At 70.0% G+C, this 16,758-nt stretch carries 15 protein-coding genes; 3 read left to right on the top strand and 12 right to left on the bottom strand.

Annotated elements, in window-relative coordinates:
• Window positions 1–25: 25 nt before the first annotated feature.
• Window positions 26–1,084, bottom strand: coding sequence for a hypothetical protein (locus tag BM214_RS01005; RefSeq protein WP_090483330.1), 1,059 nt, complete (start codon window positions 1,082–1,084; stop codon window positions 26–28).
• Window positions 1,085–1,193: 109 nt separating this feature from the next.
• On the opposite strand from BM214_RS01005, the gene BM214_RS01000 reads away from it, so the two are divergent.
• Both BM214_RS01000 and BM214_RS00995 read left to right on the top strand, forming a co-directional pair.
• Window positions 1,194–2,561, top strand: coding sequence for a nicotinate phosphoribosyltransferase (locus BM214_RS01000; RefSeq protein ID WP_090483329.1), 1,368 nt, complete (start codon window positions 1,194–1,196; stop codon window positions 2,559–2,561).
• Window positions 2,562–2,608: 47 nt separating this feature from the next.
• Window positions 2,609–3,184 carry a nicotinamidase gene (locus BM214_RS00995; protein ID WP_090483328.1) on the top strand — a complete coding sequence of 192 codons (576 nt, stop codon included), beginning with the start codon at window positions 2,609–2,611 and terminating at the stop codon, window positions 3,182–3,184.
• Window positions 3,185–3,198: 14 nt separating this feature from the next.
• Here the strand turns inward: BM214_RS00995 and BM214_RS00990 are convergent, their stop codons facing one another.
• Window positions 3,199–5,985 carry a sensor domain-containing protein gene (locus tag BM214_RS00990; RefSeq protein ID WP_090483327.1) on the bottom strand — a complete coding sequence of 929 codons (2,787 nt, stop codon included), beginning with the start codon at window positions 5,983–5,985 and terminating at the stop codon, window positions 3,199–3,201.
• Between the two features lie 174 nt (window positions 5,986–6,159).
• Between BM214_RS00990 and BM214_RS00985 the strand changes: the two genes are divergently transcribed.
• Window positions 6,160–6,936, top strand: a complete 777-nt coding sequence (locus tag BM214_RS00985) for a flagellar brake protein (protein ID WP_090483326.1) — start codon at window positions 6,160–6,162, stop codon at window positions 6,934–6,936.
• A 21-nt stretch (window positions 6,937–6,957) separates the two neighbouring features.
• Here the strand turns inward: BM214_RS00985 and BM214_RS00980 are convergent, their stop codons facing one another.
• The 10 genes from BM214_RS00980 to mtnB all read right to left on the bottom strand — a co-directional run bounded on the left by BM214_RS00980 (window position 6,958) and on the right by mtnB (window position 16,696).
• A complete protein-coding gene (locus tag BM214_RS00980) occupies window positions 6,958–9,243 on the bottom strand; it encodes a sensor domain-containing protein (RefSeq protein ID WP_090483325.1) in 2,286 nt (761 codons plus the stop codon).
• A gap of 205 nt (window positions 9,244–9,448) precedes the next feature.
• Entirely contained in the window at window positions 9,449–10,120 is a 672-nt protein-coding gene (nth, locus tag BM214_RS00975; RefSeq protein WP_090483324.1) for an endonuclease III, read from the bottom strand.
• A gap of 8 nt (window positions 10,121–10,128) precedes the next feature.
• Window positions 10,129–10,818: an electron transport complex subunit E gene (locus tag BM214_RS00970; RefSeq protein ID WP_090483323.1), complete on the bottom strand. Its 690-nt coding sequence runs from the start codon at window positions 10,816–10,818 to the stop codon at window positions 10,129–10,131.
• Window positions 10,815–11,447 (bottom strand): electron transport complex subunit RsxG, encoded by a 633-nt coding sequence (rsxG, locus tag BM214_RS00965; protein ID WP_090483322.1) that lies wholly within the window; start codon window positions 11,445–11,447, stop codon window positions 10,815–10,817. The genes BM214_RS00970 and rsxG overlap by 4 nt, the downstream gene beginning before the upstream one ends.
• Window positions 11,444–12,496 (bottom strand): electron transport complex subunit RsxD, encoded by a 1,053-nt coding sequence (rsxD, locus tag BM214_RS00960; RefSeq protein WP_090483321.1) that lies wholly within the window; start codon window positions 12,494–12,496, stop codon window positions 11,444–11,446. Before rsxD ends, rsxG begins: the two co-directional genes overlap by 4 nt.
• Before the next feature lie 51 nt (window positions 12,497–12,547).
• A complete protein-coding gene (gene rsxC, locus BM214_RS00955) occupies window positions 12,548–14,122 on the bottom strand; it encodes an electron transport complex subunit RsxC (protein ID WP_090483320.1) in 1,575 nt (524 codons plus the stop codon).
• 31 nt (window positions 14,123–14,153) lie between these two features.
• Window positions 14,154–14,735, bottom strand: coding sequence for an electron transport complex subunit RsxB (gene rsxB / locus BM214_RS00950; RefSeq protein WP_090483319.1), 582 nt, complete (start codon window positions 14,733–14,735; stop codon window positions 14,154–14,156).
• 37 nt (window positions 14,736–14,772) lie between these two features.
• Window positions 14,773–15,351, bottom strand: coding sequence for an electron transport complex subunit RsxA (gene rsxA / locus BM214_RS00945; protein WP_090483318.1), 579 nt, complete (start codon window positions 15,349–15,351; stop codon window positions 14,773–14,775).
• Between the two features lie 23 nt (window positions 15,352–15,374).
• Window positions 15,375–16,073, bottom strand: coding sequence for an acireductone synthase (mtnC, locus tag BM214_RS00940; RefSeq protein WP_090483317.1), 699 nt, complete (start codon window positions 16,071–16,073; stop codon window positions 15,375–15,377).
• Complete coding sequence (gene mtnB, locus BM214_RS00935) at window positions 16,070–16,696, bottom strand: methylthioribulose 1-phosphate dehydratase (protein WP_090483316.1); 627 nt, start codon at window positions 16,694–16,696, stop codon at window positions 16,070–16,072. Before mtnB ends, mtnC begins: the two co-directional genes overlap by 4 nt.
• Window positions 16,697–16,758: the final 62 nt, after the last annotated feature.

Below are 16,758 nucleotides of genomic sequence, written 5' to 3'. Positions count from 1 at the left end.
CAAGGATGGGGCGAAGGAAATCGGATCAGGCGGGTAGCCGTTCCAGCCCCCGGGTGCGCCAGTCCACCACGGCGGTGTGGCGGACCATGCGCAGGGCCAGATCCGTATCCTCCCGCTGGATGACCTCGGCGGCGAATCCCCCCAGGAAACGGGCCTTGAGTTCGGCCCGGGCCCGGTCCACCCCCATCTCCTCGTAGGGGGCCGAGGCCAGGAGCAGGCAGCCGTCGTCCGGGATCCGTCCGGCGGCCATGTTGTCCCGGATGATGGCCGCGGCGTTGCGGATGGGCTCGGCCAGATCGGGGCTGTAGGGGCCGATGATCAGGGCCGTGTTGGGTGTGTGCAGGAAGTCAAAGCCCTGGCCCACGCAGATGGCCCATTCCCGGTGTTGCAGGTCCAGGTCGCGGGTGCCGCCTCGCAGGCTGGCGATGTGATCCAGATTGCCTTGCAGCAGGGGCAGGAGGTCGCGGCGCACCGCCGCGGGCATCTGCGGACAGAGCGTCGCCATATGCGGATCCAGTTCCCCCCGTTGCTGCGGGGATAGGGCGGCCAGGTCCAGGGTGGCCCCGGTCTCGCCGTGCAGGATCAGGGCCTCTTGGTCGGTCTCGAAGCCGCACACCAGGGGATAGACGCCCCCTCCCCCCGGCCCGAACAGCCGCCGGGCCTGGTCCTGGATCTGAAAGGCGTGGGCCCGGGCGGCATGGGTGTCGCAGTCGAACCCCGCGCAGCCCCGGGTGCGGTCCCCCCGGGAGAAGTGATAGGTGATCATCATGAGCACCCGGTGCCCGCAGGCGGCCGCCTGCTGCACCGTGCGGGTGAGCATCTCCCCCAGGAAGGGCCAGCCCAGGTCGAAGCGTCCCCCCAGATTGCGGAAGGGATGGATCACCCCCAGGGGGGTGCCCGTGGCGTGCGGGATATGGATGCGCCCGTCCATGCACTTCATCACCACCACCCGGGTGGGATGACGGGCCAGATAGCGTGTCCGGTCCAGGGTCGCCTCCGCACCGGAGAAGGTGCGGGCGTGGTGCTCCGCCAGTGCGTACAGCCATCGGATGCGTTCTTCGAGGGGCCGGGTGTGGCTGTCCATGGGGGCTCCCGGTGACGGATGGGCTTTACGATGTCCCGGCCGAGTATACTAAGATCGTTACCAGGGGCCACCTTGGCCCTATCCTCCCGTTCCCATCCAGGGGAGCCCCATGACGCCAGGCAGCGATCCCTCCACCCCCCTCGGTCCCCAGGGCCTGGCCCTGTTCACGGACCTGTACGAACTCACCATGATGCAGGCCTATTGGGCGCAGGACATGATGGACACGGCGGTGTTCAGCCTGTTCACCCGGCGCCTGCCGCCCCGGCGCAACTACATCCTGGCCTGCGGGCTGCACACGGTGCTGGAGCAGCTGCAGGCCCTGCGCTTCGAGGAGGCGGACCTGGCCTATCTGGAGGGGTTGGGGCTGTTCTCCGACGGCTTTCTCGATTATCTGTCGGGAGTTCGCTTCAGCGGCGAGGTGCACGCCGTGGAGGAGGGCACCCCCCTGTTCGCCAACGAGCCCCTGCTGGAGGTGATCGCCCCGCTGCCCGAGGGACAGCTCATCGAGACCCTGGTGATGAACCAGATGCACCTGCAGACGGTGCAGGCCTCCAAGGCCGCGCGGGTGGTGGAGGCGTCCCGGGGGCGGGCTGTGATCGACTTCGGCGCGCGGCGCATCCATGGCCTGGACGCCGCCCTCAAGGGGGCCCGGGCCTTTCACATCGCCGGTGCGGCGGGGACCTCCAACGTCCTGGCGGGGCGGCTCTACGGCCTGCCGGTGAAGGGCACCATGGCCCATAGCTACATCCAGGCCCACGAGGACGAGCAGCGGGCCTTCCTGGAGTTCACCCGCCTCTATCCCGACACCGTGCTCCTGGTGGATACCTACGACACCCTCCAGGGGGTGGACCGGGTCATCCGCCTGGCCCGGGAGCTGGGGCCGGATTTCCGGGTCAGCGCCATCCGCCTGGATTCCGGCGATCTGGGCACCCTGTCCCGGCAGGCACGGGAGCGTCTGGATGCCGCCGGTCTTGAGGGGGTGGGGATCCTGGTGAGCGGCGGCCTGGACGAGGACGAGGTGGACCGCCTGCTGCGGGCCGGGGCCCCCATCGACGGCTTCGGGGTGGGGACCTCCATGGGGGTGTCCACCGATGCCCCGGACCTGGACATGGCCTACAAGCTCTGCGAGTACGCCGGCCGGGGGCGGCTCAAGCTGTCCACGGGCAAGCCCGTGCTGCCGGGGCGCAAGCAGGTCTTCCGCCGCCTGGAGGATCCGCCGGAGGCGGGGGATGTCATCGCCCGGGCCGGTGAGACCCTGGAGGGGGAGCCCCTGCTGCAGCCCGTGATGGCCGACGGGCGGTGTCTGGCACCGGCCCCGTCCCTGGACGCGTTGCGGCAACGGGCCCAGGCCCAGGTGGCGCGCCTGCCCCAGGCCGTGCGCGATCTGGCGCCGGCCGACCCCCCTTATCCGGTACGGGTCAGTGAGGCCCTGCAGGCCCACCAGGCGGCGGTGACCCGGGATCTGGCGCGGGACTGAAACGCCCCTGCGGGGGCCATGCCGGGGATGCCCGGAGGAGGTGTGTCATGGGGGATGCCATCGATGCGATGCTCAGACCCGGCGACGCCCTGCTGGTGGTGGACGTGCAGAACGATTTCTGCCCCGGGGGGCGCCTGCCCATCCCCCAGGGGGACCGGGTGATCCCCGTCCTCAACCGCGCCCTGGAGGCGGCCCGTGCCCGGGGGCTGCCGGTCTATGCCTCCCGGGACTGGCACCCTGCGCATCATCCCAGCTTTGCGCAGCAGGGCGGCCCCTGGCCTCCCCACTGCCTGCAGGATACCCCCGGCGCCGCCTTCCATCCGGACCTGAACCTGCCTGCGGAGTGCATCATCGTCACCAAGGGCACCCGCTTCGACAAGGACCAGTATTCCGCCTTCGACGAGACCGGGTTGGCAGAGGAGCTGCGCCGCCGGGGGGTGCAGCGCCTGTGGATCGGCGGGCTGGCGGAGGATGTCTGTGTCGAGGCCACGGCCCTGGACGCCGTGGGCCTGGGGTTCGGGGTCGCGCTGCTCCCCGGCGGGGCGCTGCCGGTGACGCCGGAGGGGGGCGAACAGGCCCGGGCGCGGATGGCCCGGGCCGGGGTGGTGCTGCACCCCGGATAGGGCTGACCCCCCGCTCAGGATCGGCCCCGTGAGGCCTGGGTGGCGATCGCCTTGGTGCGGCTGGGCAGGTATTGGGCGATGACCTCGGCCGGCTGGGGGCGGCTGAAGAGGAACCCCTGGCCGATGCGGCAGCCGTGTGCCAGCAAAAAGCGCTGCTGGGCGGCGGTCTCCACCCCCTCGGCGATCACCTCCAGGCCCAGGGTCTCCCCCAGGCCGATGATGGCCCGCACGATGGCCGCGTCCTCGGGATGGGCGTCGGGGTCGTCCCCCAGGTCCATGACGAAGGACTGGTCGATCTTGATGGCCTGCACCGGCAGCCGCTTGAGGTAGTTCAGGGAGGAATAGGCGGTGCCGAAGTCGTCGATGGAGATGTGAAAGCCCTGTTCGTGCATGCGCGAGAGGATGCGGATGGTGCGCTCCACCGAACGCATGGCGGCACTCTCGGTGATCTCGAACTCGATGTGCCCCGGCTCCACCCCGGTCTCCTTGAGGGTCTCCAGGGTGCGCTCCACCAGCCCCTTTTGCTGGAACTCCCGTCCCGACAGGTTCACCGCCACCGGCGGTGCCTCCAGCCCCGCCGCCTCCCAGGCGCGGATCTGCTGGCAGACCTGGCGCAGGATCTCCGGCCCCAGGGCGAGGATGAAGCCGGTCTCCTCCGCCAGGGGGATGAAGCGTCCGGGGGACACCAGGCCCCATTCCGGGTGCTGCCAGCGCACCAGGGCCTCCAGGCTGTGGATGCGGCCGCTGGCCAGCTCCACCCGGGGCTGGAAGTGCAGCAGGAATTCGTGGTTCTCCAGGCCCCGGCGCATGGCCTGGTCCACGGTCATGCGTTCGTGCAACTGGGTGTCCAGTTCCCGGGTGTAGAAGTTGTAGTTGTGGCGGCCCTGGTTCTTGGCCCGGTACATGGCGGCATCGGCGTGGCGGATCAGTTCCTCGGCGCGGTCGCTGTCCTGGGGGAAGACGGCGATGCCGATGCTAAAGCCCAGCACCATGGGGCTGTTGTCCCCCAGGAGGAAGGGCTCCGCGAAGGCCTGCTGCAGGTGTTCCACCACCGGGATCACGTCCTGGGGCCGCTCCAGGGGGCTGAGCAGCAGCACGAATTCGTCGCCGCCGAATCGGGCCACGGTGTCCCCCTCCCGCAGATGTACCCGCAGGCGGCGCGCCACCTGCACCAGCAGACGGTCCCCCTGTTCGTGCCCCAGGGAGTCGTTCACCACCTTGAAATCGTCCAGGTCCAGCAGGCCCACCGCCAGCACGTGGTCATCCCGGCGCGCCACCGCCAGGGCCTGCCCGAGCCGGTCCAGGAACAGGTCGCGGTTGGCCAGTCCCGTGAGGGGATCGTGGAAGGCCAGGTAGTCCAGGCGGTCGCTCAGGTGCTTGCGGTCGGTGATGTCCTCGGCCAGCTTGATGTAGTGGGTGATATGCCCCTGGCCGTCGCGGATGGGGTAGATGCGGGCCCGTTCCCAGTAGATCTCGCCGTTCTTGCGCCGGTTCTTGAACTGCCCCTCCCAGGTCCCGCCCCGGGACAGCTTCTCGAACAGGCCGGGGTCTTTGTCGTCGCCGGGCAGGCCCGAGCCCAGCCGCTGGGCGTTCATGCCGACCACCTCGGATTCCTCGTAGCCGGTGATGTGGCAGAACTGGCGGTTGACGTAGCGGATCAGGCCGGCGGTGTCGGTGATCACCACGATGCTGGGGCTCTGGTCCACGGCGAAGGCCAGCCGCTGCAGGCTCTCTTCGGTGACATGCCGCTGGGTGATGTCCAGATGGGATCCCAGCAGCCGGGCGGGGTGGCCGTCCGCGCCCCGGATGAGGGAGCCCTGGGCCAGGATCCAGCGGTAGCTCCCATCCTTGTGGCGCATGCGCGCCTCGTTGACGAAGCGTCCCTCGGGGTGGGCGAGAAAGGCCTCCACCTTGCGCTGGGCGGGCCCCAGGTCATCCGGGTGCAGGCGCGAGCGCCACTCGCTGAAGTCGTCGCCGATCTCCCAGTCCTCGTAGCCCAACTGGGCCTTCCACTCCCGGGAGTAGAAGACCTTGTCGGTACGCAGGTCCCAGTCGAACAGGCCGATGTTGCCGGCGCGGATGGCCTCCCGCAGGCGCAGCTGGTCCCGTTGCTTCTCCGTGAGGTCCACCCCCATGCAGAACAGGCGCGTGTCCCCGGGGCCGTATTCCAGGGCGGCGTGGGCGCAGTAGATCTCCACCGGGTGCCCCGTCTTGTGGCGCAGGGTGAGGGGGCCGGATTCGGGGGGCGTCCCTTCGGCGCGCATCCCCCGCAGGTTCTCCTCCATCTCCCCGCGCAGGTTCTCGGGCACGATCAGAGCCAGCAGGTTGCCCTGGAGGGCCTCCTCGGCGCTGTAGCCAAAGACCCGTTCGCTGGCCCGGTTCCAGTAGAACACGGTGCCGTCCAGGTGATAGCCCAGGATGGCGATGTCCGGGACCTCCTGCAGCAGATGCTGGAAGATGACCTCGTTCTCCCGGGTCGCCTGCTCGGCCCGCTTGCGGTCGGTCACGTCCCGCAGGTAGACCACCCAGACCGGCTCCCCCTGCATGTCCATGGGTACGGTGCGCACGTCGGCGGCCACCACGCCACGAAGGGGGTGGGGGATCTGGATCTCGGTGGGTTCCTCGGGCACCACCACGAAGCCGAACTCATGCCCCTGCAGGGTCTCCAGGGGATGACCGAAGAGCCGGGCCGCCGCCGCATTGGCATAGCGGATGATGCCCGTCCGGTCCAGCAGGAGGATGGCGTCGGAGGCCTCCTCCACCATCTGCCGGAAATGCTGCAGCCCGGCCCCCCGCATCATGGGGCCGTATCCGGGGTGGGCCGGCCGGGGAGGAAGGGGGGCCGGTGTGGGTTGGGGGCTGGCTTCATGGTACGGCCGGTCCGGGCAAGGGGTGTGGGGCCGCGGTTGCTGACATCACAGGCCCGGTGGCAGATGGTATCATGACCGGCCCTTGCATCCATGCGTCCATCCCCCATGTCCGACCCCAGCGCCAGTCTGATCCGCAACCGCCGGCGACAGCAGACCCTCCTGCGCGAGCTCATCAAGACCCGGGCCCTGCTCACCGTGAGTGCCAGCGTGGCCCCGGAGCCGGCCCCGGAAGGGGAGGAGTCCCCCCTGGAGCACGCCCCCCTGCGCCTGCAGGGGGTGAGCCAGCTGCTCCAGTTGGCCCCGGAGAGCGACCAGCTGGCCCTGGAGGCCCCCAACAACGAGGTCCTGATGCGCCGCCTGGCCCCGGGGGACGAGCTCAGGGTGCGGGCCTCCCTGCGGGGCGTGCCTCTGTTCTTTCGCACCGTCTTTGAGCGGCTGCACGAGGAGGCGGATCTCCAGGCCCTGGTATGCCGCTGGCCGGAGGTGGTGGACTATCGCCAGCGACGGGGCGCCTTTCGCGTCGCCATCCCCATGGCCATGGAGGCACGGGCCCATTGGTGCCTGGATGAGGGGGCGGGGGACGATCAGCCGGTCTACTCCGGGCGTCCGGCGGATGTCTCCATCCAGGGGCTGGGGCTGGACTGCGAGCTGGATGCCGGGAACGTGCCGGAACCGGGGACCGGGATCCTGATCCGGACCCTGGAGATGGGGGGATACCACTGGAGCGATCTGCCGGCGGTGGTGCGCAACGTCAAGCCGGATCCCCGCCGCGAGGGGCGCTGCCGTCTGGGGCTGCAGTTCAGCGCCCTGCCCCCTGCCGCCGAGCGCACCCTCAACCGCCTGATCATGGACCTGCAGCAGGACGCGGCCAAGCGGGTCTGACCGGGGCGGGTCCGAACCGCCTCAGTTCCGCCCGGCGGCGTTGTCGGGCAGGGGGGTGGCCGTGGCCTGGAACAGGCGCAGGCCGTTGCGTCCGGCCTTCTTTACCTGGTACATGGCCCGGTCCGCCCGGCGCATGAGTTCGTCCACCTCCAGCCCCTCGCCCCGGAACAGGCACAGGCCGATGCTGGGGGTGGCGATATACTCCAGATCCCCCAACTCGTAGGGAAGCGACAGGGACTTCAGGATCTTGTGTCCCGCCTGCAGGGCCTGATCCCGGGCCAGGCTCTCGTTGCGGTCCAGCCCCTCCAGCAGCACCACGAACTCATCCCCACCCAGGCGGGCCACGGTGTCCGATTCCCGCAGGCAGCCCTTGAGGCGGGCCGCCACCTGCTGCAGCAGACGGTCCCCCACGGCGTGGCCGTGGCTGTCGTTGAGGGCCTTGAAGTGGTCCAGATCCAGGAACAGGAGGGCGCCGTAGCGGCCGTGGCGCTGGCCGTGCTCCATGGCATGGCGGATGCGGTCCTGGATCAGCCGCCGGTTGGGGAGCTGGGTGAGGGCATCGTGGAAGGCCATGTGACTGATGCGCTCCGTGGCCTGCTTCTGGGCGGTGACATCGCGCACCACCGCCAGCACCTCGTCGTCCCCCAACCGCACCAGCCGGGCCTCGAAGGACTGGTGCCGGCCATCCTCCATCTCCAGGGTGTATTCCACCACCTGCATGCGCCCGTGCAGGAGCACCTGGTGGATGCCCTCGTAGAGCCTTTGCGCCGCCGCGGCCGGGAGCACATCGAAGAGGCTGCGGTGGAGGAAGCGCTCCGGCGGCACGTAGAGCATGCCGGCGTTGCCCGCATGCCAGGCCAGGTAGCGGCCCTGGCTGTCGAAGCGCAGCACCAGGTCCGGCAGGGCCTCCAGCAGGGCGCGGTTGCGCCGTTCGCTGCGGGCGAGGGCCTGCTCCATGCGCTTGATGCGGGTCTGATCGAAGAGATAGCCCCGCAGACGCAGGACCCGGCCCTGCTCGTCCCGGTCGGCGCGGGTGATGTCGTAGAACCAGTGGTATGCCCCCGAGCGGTGGCGCAGGCGGTAGGACTGTTCCACCTGATCCTGGCCGGGTTTCGGGGTGTCCTGCAGCAACTGCATCATGTCCTGGGGATGCACCAGGTCGGCGAAGCTGAAGCTGTCGGCGTAGAGCTCCCCGGGGCCGTATCCCAGCAGGTCCCGGATATTGGCCGAGGCATAGATCACGCGGCGCTTGTCCATGCCCTCCCACACCAGCAGGGCCACCGGACCCGTGGCGAAGAGCCGGCGTTCCTCCCGCAGGGCCGATTCCACCCGCTTGCGCCGGCTGATGTCCTGGAGCACACCGATGAAGCGCAGGGCATCGCCCCGGGGCGTGCGGGTGACCACCCGGCCGCGGTCGTGCACCCAGATGAGGCCGCCGTCGGCGCGCCGCATGCGGTATTCACACTCGTAGCGGGGTACGATGCCGCGCAGGTGACGGTCCAGGGCGCGCTCCACCCGCGCCCGGTCCTCCGGATGGATATGGGTCTGGCGCAGCTCCAGGGAGGGGCGGCCGGGGTCATGGGGGTGGCCCAGCAGGCGCACCCATTGGGGCGAGTAATACACCCGGCCCGTGGCCAGGTCCCAGTCCCAGAGCCCCTGACCGCTGCCATCCAGGGCGAAGCGCCAGCGCAGTTCGTTGTCCCGGATATGGGCGCGCTGCTCCTCGGCCTCCTGGCGCAGACGGAAGTTCTCCTCGAAGCGTTGCTGCATGCGCCCGGAGGTGAGGGCGACGAAGGCCAGAAACAGCAGGATGATGCCCCCGGATACGGTGGGCATCCCCTGCTCCTGGAGCTGCATCCCCAGGCCCAGGGCCGTGAGCATGGGGGCCACCACCAGCAGGGCCGAGACCCGGTCGGTGGCCAGGGTGAGGAGCACCCCGGCGCTGATGCCGGCCATGGCGAAGGCCAGGAGGAACTGGTGTGCCATGTCCCCCGACTGGGTCAGCAGCAGCGCCCCCAGGGCCCAGGCGATGCCCATGGCCAGGGCCCCCAGGCGGAAGCGCTGCAGCCAGCAGGGGTCGGCATCCTCCCCACGGCGGCGGGCGCGGCGAAAACCCGCCCACAGGATCCCGCGCAGGCCCGCCGCCGCGCTCAAAAGGGCCAGCCAGCCCAGCATCAGGGGGGCGGGCAGCAAGGTCCAGTGGGTGGCTACCAGCACCAGGCCGGCCGCCAGGCTGACGGGCAGGGAGGCGGGCAGGCCCTCGTAGAGGAAGCGGGTGCGCTGTGCCTGGGTATCCCCGCAGCTCACGGCCGCAACGGCCGGGGGCCGCCTCGCCGCCGGGGGGCACGCCCGGCCCCGTGACCGCCCGCTGCCGGGGCCATGATGTGGGTCTTCCCTTGGGTGGGGGGCAGCCCCTTGCCGTGCAGCATCCGTGATGCGTCCCGTGTCCAGGATCCGTGACCGTTGATGATGGCATAAACATGGGGGCGTGCGCACACCTTCCATCCGCTGCTCATCCGCTTCCGATGGTCTTGCCGGCCCCTTTTGAGGATCCGTTCCGCTTTTCGTCGTACTCGCACAGGTCGGCGATGAGGCACTCCCCGCAGCGGGGGGCGCGGGCGGTGCAGACGTAGCGCCCGTGCAGGATCATCCAGTGGTGGGCATCGCGGCGGAATTCCATGGGCACCACCTCCATGAGGCGCTTCTCCACCGCCAGCGGGGTCCTCCCCGGGGCGATGCCCGTGCGGTTGGCGACGCGGAAGATGTGGGTGTCCACGGCGATGGTGGGCTCGCCGAAGGCGGTGTTGAGCAGGACATTGGCGGTCTTGCGTCCCACCCCGGGCAGGGCCTCCAGGGCCTCCCGCTCCCGCGGCACCTGGCCGCCATGGCGCTCCACCAGGATACGGCAGGTGCGCAGGATGTTCTCCGCCTTGGCGTTGTACAGCCCGATGCTGCGGATATGGGACTTGAGCCCCTCCAGGCCCAGGTCGAGGAGGGCCTGGGGGGTGTTGGCCACGGCGAACAGGCCCTCGGTGGCCCGGTTCACCCCCCGGTCGGTGGCCTGGGCCGAGAGGATCACGGCCACCAGAAGCTCAAAGGGGGTGGAATAGCGCAACTCCGTGGTGGGGTGGGGGTTGGCGCGGCGCCAGCGCTCGAAGATCTCCCGGCGGGTAGGGTCGTCCATGGGTGCGTTCAGGTCTGGGGCTGTTCGGCCATGGCCGTGCGCCGGCGCGCGGCGCGCCGTTCCAGGTGTTCGTCCACGGCGTTCTTCAGGGCCAGCAACAGCCCCAGACCGATGAAGGCCCCCGGGGGCAGCACGGCCAGGAGGAAGCCGCGGTAGTCCTCCACGAGGGTGAGGGTCAGGCCCCGGGCCATGTCCCCGAACATGAGATGGGCCTGGGCGAACAGGGTGCCCTGGCCCAGGGCCTCCCGCAGCCCCCCCAGGGCCACCAACACCGCGGTGAAACCCAGCCCCATGGCCAGGGCGTCCACCAGGGCCCGGGGCATGGAGTTCTTGGAGGCGAAGGCTTCGGCGCGGCCGATGATGGCGCAGTTGGTGACGATCAGGGGGATGAAGATCCCCAGGATCAGGTACAGCTCATGGAAATAGGCGTTCATGGCCAGTTCGATGGCGGTCACCACCGAGGCGATGATGAGTACGTACACCGGGATGCGGATCTCCGGGCGCACCCAGTTGCGGATGGCGGACACGGAGAGGTTGGAGGCCACCAGGGTGAGGGTGGTGGCCAGCCCCAGCCCCAGGGCATTGACCACGGTGCCGGAGATGGCCAGCAGCGGGCACAGGCCCAGCAGCTGCACCAGGCCCGGATTGTTGTACCAGAAGCCGTCGGCGACGATCCTGCGGTAGGAGCGGGTGCTCATGAGGCCTCCCCTGGGTTCTGCCGGTTCTGTGCGAAGACCTGATCGCGGTGGTCCCGGAAGTAGATGAGGGTGTCGCGGACCGCCTCCACCACGGCCCGGGGGGTGATGGTGGCGCCGGTGAACTGGTCGAAGTCACCGCCGTCCCGGCGCACGGCCCAGTCCTCCCGGGGCGGATCCCCCAGGCTGCGGCCGTCGAAGCCCCGGATCCAGTCGGACTTGTCGGCCTCGATGCCGTCCCCCAGGCCCGGGGTCTCGTGGTGTTCCACCACCCGCACCCCGGCGACACGGCCGTCGGCCCGCACCCCCACCAGCAGTTTGATGTCTCCGGCATAGCCGCCATGGGCCACCACGGAGAACACGGCGGCCACCGGGCGGCCGTCCCGTCGCGCGCGGTAGACCGTGCGCTCCCCGCCCCCCAGCAGGGGATGGGACAGGCGCACGGTGTCCTGCGTGATGGCGTTGTCGTATTCCCCTTCCGGGAGGATGGCGTGCAGCCGCTCCAGGGTGTCGGCCTTGCGGTTGGCCTCGATGCGTGCCTGGGTGCCCTGGTGCACGGCGGCCACCAGGGCGGCGCCGGTGAGGCCGAACAGCGCCAGCAGGAGCGCGGAGATGACGACGTTGCGGATCATCCCCGGTCCTCCTGGCCGCGGGCCCGCTGTCCGAACACCCGGGGCTGGGTGTACTGGTCGATGGTGGGGGCCATCATGTTCATCAGCAGCACGGCGAAGGCCACCCCCTCGGCATAGGCCCCCCAGCTGCGGATGACGAAGACCAGAAGCCCCACGCCCGCCCCGAAGATGAGCCGGCCCCGGGGGGTGGCGCTGCCGGAGACGGGGTCGGTGGCGATGAAGAAGGCCCCCAGCATGGCAGCGCCGCTGAAGAGCTGGAACAGGGGGTCGGGGTAGGCGGCGGGGTCCATGAGCCAGAACAGCCCGGAGATGAGGAACAGGGCCCCCAGCATCCCCGCCGGCGCCTGCCAGGTGATGACGCGGCGGTGGAGCAGCCACAGCCCGCCAGCGAGGAAGGCCAGGTTGATCCACTCCCAGCCGCGGCCGGCCACGAATCCGAACGGGGACGAGTCCCGGATCTCCCCCAGGGGCTGGCCCAGACCCAGGCCCGACTGGATCCGGTCCAGGGGTGTGGCGCTGGTGACGGCATCCCAGGTCAGCCCGGCGGGCAGCTGGCCCTGGAAGATGATCCCCAGGGTCTCGCTGAAGGTGAAGGCCGGATCCGCCAGGGTCCCCGGGGGGATCCACAGGGTCATCTCCCGGGGGAAGGAGATGACCGCCACCACGTAGCCGATCATGGCGGGGTTGAAGGGGTTGTAGCCCAGCCCCCCGTAGAGGTGCTTGGCCACGGCCATGGCGAAGGCGACCCCCACCAGGGTGATCCACCAGGGGGTCAGGGGCGGGATCGCCAGGGCGAAGAGCCAGCCGGCCACCACCGCCGACAGGTCGGTGATGAAGGGGCGCACGGGGCGGCGGCGCAGCAGCAGCATCAGGGTCTCCGTGGCCAGGGCCACGGCCACCGCCAGCAGGACGTTCACCAACACCCCCCAGCCGAAGAACCAGGCCATGGCCGCGGTGCCGGGCAGCAGCCCGTAGAGCACCTGGCGCATCACCCGGTGCACGCTGCGCACCGGGCTCATATGGGGGGAGGTGAAGGTCTTGAAACGCATCACGTACCGTCTTGGTCGGGGTTGGGTGGGGCCCGTGTGGGCCCGGTTTGTTCAGGAGGCGTCGCTTTTGGAGGCGTCCTGCTGCGTCGCCTTGCGCGCCTGGGCCCGTTCCAGGGCCGCCTGTACGGCGGCCTTCTTCGCCGCGTCGGCGGCGCCGGATGTGCCGCCGGGGGCCTGGCGCTTGCGGTTCATGCGCTCGGCCTTCTCGCGCTTCTCCCGCTCCAGGCGCTGGCGGCGCAGTTCGTGGCGCATGCGCGCCGCGTCCGCCTGCTGCCGTTCCCGCTCCTGGGCCCAGATCTCGTTCTTGGCGAAGCGGAAGTACTGCACCAGGGGGATATTGCTGGGGCAGACATGGGCGCAGCAGCCGCATTCGATGCAGTCGAACAGGTTGTGGTCCTGGGCCTTGTCGAAGTCCTTGGCCCGGGTGTGCCAGTAGAGCTGCTGGGGCAGGAGGCGGACGGGGCAGACCCGCACGCACTCGCCGCAGCGGATGCAGGGCATCACCGGCTCGGGGGCGCTCACCTCACCGGCCTCGGCGGCGAGGACGCAGTTGCCCCCCTTGATGATGGGCACCTCGTCGCTGGGCAGGGCGAAGCCCATCATCGGGCCGCCCATGATAAGCCGCTCCACCGCTTCGGTATAGCCGCCGGCATGGGCCACCAGGTGGGCGATGGGGGTGCCGATGGGGACCTGCAGGTTGCGCGGAGACCGCACGCCGCTGCCGGTGACGGTGACGATGCGCGAGATCAGCGGCTCGCCATGGTGCACGGCCCGGTGGATGGCCGCCAGGGTGGCCACGTTGTGGCAGACCACGCCCACGTCCGCCGGCAGACCGTCGCTGGGCACCTCGCGCCCGGTGAGTATCCGGATCAGCTGGCGCTCGCCACCGGTGGGGTAGATGCTGGGCAGGGCCACGATGCGGATGTTGTCCTGCTCCTCCCCCCCCAGGGCCTCGGTCATGGCCCGCAGCGCCTCGGGCTTGTTGTCCTCGATGCCGATGAGGCAGCGCGCCGGCCCCAGGGTGCGCTGCACCAGCAGCAGCCCGGCGATGATCTCCCGGGCCCGGGTGCGCATGAGCATGTCGTCGCAGGTGATGTAGGGCTCGCACTCGGCCCCGTTGACGATCAGGGTGTCGATGGCCTGGTTGGGTCGGGGGTTGAGCTTCACCGCCGCCGGGAAGGCGGCTCCGCCGAGGCCGACGATGCCCGCCTCACGCACGCGGTTGCGCAGGGTGGTGGGGTCCGCCGCCTCGTCTTCCCCCAGGGGAGGCATGCGGCAGTCCCCCCAGTCGTCCTTCCCGTCCGGCTCCAGGGTGATGCAGGGGGCGCTCAGCCCCGAGGGATGGGGTACGGGGTGATCGCCGATGGCGACGACGCGCCCGGAGGTGGGGGCATGGATATGGGCGCCCACGTAGGTGTCGCAGCGGGCGATGATCTGCCCCTTGAAGACGTGTTCCCCCTGCTGCACGCAGGCCTGCGCCGGCTGGCCGATGTGCTGGCGCAGGGGCAGGATCAGGCGCTCGGCCAGGGGCGGGGTGACCACCGGCCCGCCGGTGCTCTCCGCCTTGTGGTCCGGCAGCTTCAGGCCGCCGTGGAACTGCCATAGCTTGTGCGGGGTTGCCGTCATGGATGCGCGTGTCCGGATGGGTTGGCGCCGCCTACGCGCCGGCGCCGCTGGGACGGGTGAGATCCGGGACCGGGGTGCGGCCGTCGGGCCGCTCCAGGGGGAGCGGCCATTTCCAGGTGGTCAGGTCCTGGGGCACGGGCTGCATGTGGATGCAATTCACCGGGCAGGGGTCGAGGCACAGCTCGCAGCCGGTGCACTGGTCCCGGAGCACGGTGTGCAGCTGCTTGGGGGCGCCGATGATGGCGTCCACGGGGCAGGCCTGCAGGCACAGGGTACAGCCGATGCAGCGGTTCTCGTCGATCACCGCATAGGCCTTGGGCTTGGTCTCCCCTTCCACCGGCTTGGGGTCGCGCCCGAGCATGTCCGCCAGGGTCAGCACCAGGGCCTCGCCGCCCGCCGGGCAGAGGTTGATATCGGCCTCGCCCGCGGCCACGGCCTCGGCGTAGGCGCGGCAGCCGGGATAGCCGCACTGGCCGCACTGGGTCTGGGGCAGGAGGCGGTCGATCTGATCCACCACCGGGTCGCTCTCCACGCGAAAGCGGATGGAGGCATAGCCCAGGATCAGGCCGAAGGCGGCGGAGAGGGAACTCATGACAACGACGGCGGCGAACATAGGCGGTTACCTGTATCGGGAAACGGTGCCCGGGGCCTTAGCGCCCCAGCCCGATGAAGCCCATGAAGGCCAGGGACATGAGCCCCGCGGTGACCAGGGCGATGGCATTGCCGCGGAAGGGGCCGGGGACGTCGGCGGCGGCGATGCGTTCGCGCAGGGCGGCGAAGAGCACCAGCACCAGCGAGAATCCCAGGGCCGCCCCCAGGCCGTAGAGCACCGATTCGATGAAACCATGCATCTCCTGGGTGTTCAGCAGGGCGACACCCAGCACTGCACAGTTAGTGGTGATCAGGGGCAGAAAGATTCCCAGAACGTTATAAAGCAACGGGCTGGTCTTGTGCACCACCATCTCGGTGAACTGCACCACCGCGGCGATCACCAGGATGAAGGCGATGGTGCGCAGGTATTCCAGCCCGAAGGGGGCCAGCAGGTATTCGTTCACCAGAAAACTGCACACCGCCGACAGGGTGAGCACGAAGGTGGTGGCCAGGCCCATGCCCGCAGCCGTCTCCACCTTGCGCGATACCCCCATGAAAGGGCACAGCCCCAGGAACTTCACCAGCACGAAGTTGTTGACCAGAACGGTACTGACCAGGATCAGCGCGTACTCCGACATGGGGGGTCCACCGTGTTCGCGTGTCAGTGGGGGGCGGCGCCGGCCGCTGCGGCCTGGGCCTGTTGCGGTGCGGCCGCCACCGGGTGGCCGCCGTGATCCCGGGTGTCCCCGGGGCGGCGCAGGCAGCAGGTGTGCATGCCCGCGGCGGCGGCCGCGTCCAGTTCCGCCACGCGGTCCCCCAGGCAGAGGATCTGGGCGGGGGGATGGCCGGTCTCGGCGGCGATGCCCTTGTAGGCGGCGGTCTGGCGCTTGCCGCCCATGCGGGTATCGAAGCACCGGGCCACCAGGGGGCGCAGGTCCCCCGCCGCACTGTGGGCCAGGCAGAGTTCCTGGGCGTGGACGGAACTGGTGGAGAAGAGATACACCAGGATGCCCCGGTCACGCCATGATTTAAGGCATTGCAGGGCGTCTTCCTCCACCGGGGCCTGAAAGTCCCCGCGCCGGTAGCCGGCCTCCCAGATCAGGCCCTGCAGGGCCTTGAGGGGGGTGATCTGCTGCTCCGCCTCGATCCAGGCGCGCATGCGCTCCACCAGCGCCGTCTCGTCCAGGGCGCTCCCGGCGTAGGCCCGCACATCCGCCAGCAGCCGACGCACCTGCGGGTCCTCCCGGTGTGCCTCCAGGAAGTCGGGCAGATGGCGCAGGCTGTAGGGGGTCAGCACCTGGCGGATGAAGCTGGCCTGGCACAGGACGCCCTCGATGTCGGTGAGGATCGCCTGGGTCATGGCAGGGGTCCGCGCATCTTCAACTCGCACTCGAAGAGGAATTCAAAGATCTCCACGTGGCGGCGGGCCGAGGCCAGGTCCCGGCCCCAGGTGTAGAAGCCGTGGCCCTCCACCAGAAAACCGGGTATCCCCGGGTGGCCATGCAGGTCCTCGTCCACCTGGGCCGCCAGGCGGGGGATCTCCGGGGTGCGGCGGTAGACCGGCAGGGCCAGTGCACCGCCATGGGGGTTGGCGCCCTCCACCTCTGCCAGCAGGTCGTAGCCCTGCAGCTCCAGGAAGTCGCCGCCGTGGCGGCGGGAGAGGGCGATGGCGTTGGCGGAATGGGTATGCAGGACGGCGCCGATGTGGTCCGAACGGCGGTAGAGGATGATGTGCAGGAAGCTGCCGGCGGAGGGCTGTTTGCCCGGAGAGAGGACATTGCCCTCCAGGTCCACCTGCATCAGGTCCTCAGGGGTCAGTTCCCCCTTGCGGCTGTGGGCGCGGGTGATGGCCATGGGCCCCGCGTCCAGGCGCAGTGACAGATCCCCGGTGGTGGCGGGCATCCACCCCTGCTGCGAAAAGAAGCGCCCCGCCGCGATGAGTCCATCGACGTGCGCCTCCGGCTGCTCTCGTGTGTCGTCCATACCTGCCGGTCATCGGAAAATCAGCCGGTTAATGTACGCCAGGGCGAAACCCGCGTCCATCC

Source organism: Ectothiorhodospira mobilis (genome assembly GCF_900114895.1).
GTDB lineage: Bacteria > Pseudomonadota > Gammaproteobacteria > Ectothiorhodospirales > Ectothiorhodospiraceae > Ectothiorhodospira > Ectothiorhodospira mobilis_A.
Note: the sequence above shows the minus strand (reverse complement) of the source record. Positions and strands in the feature narration are given on the sequence as shown.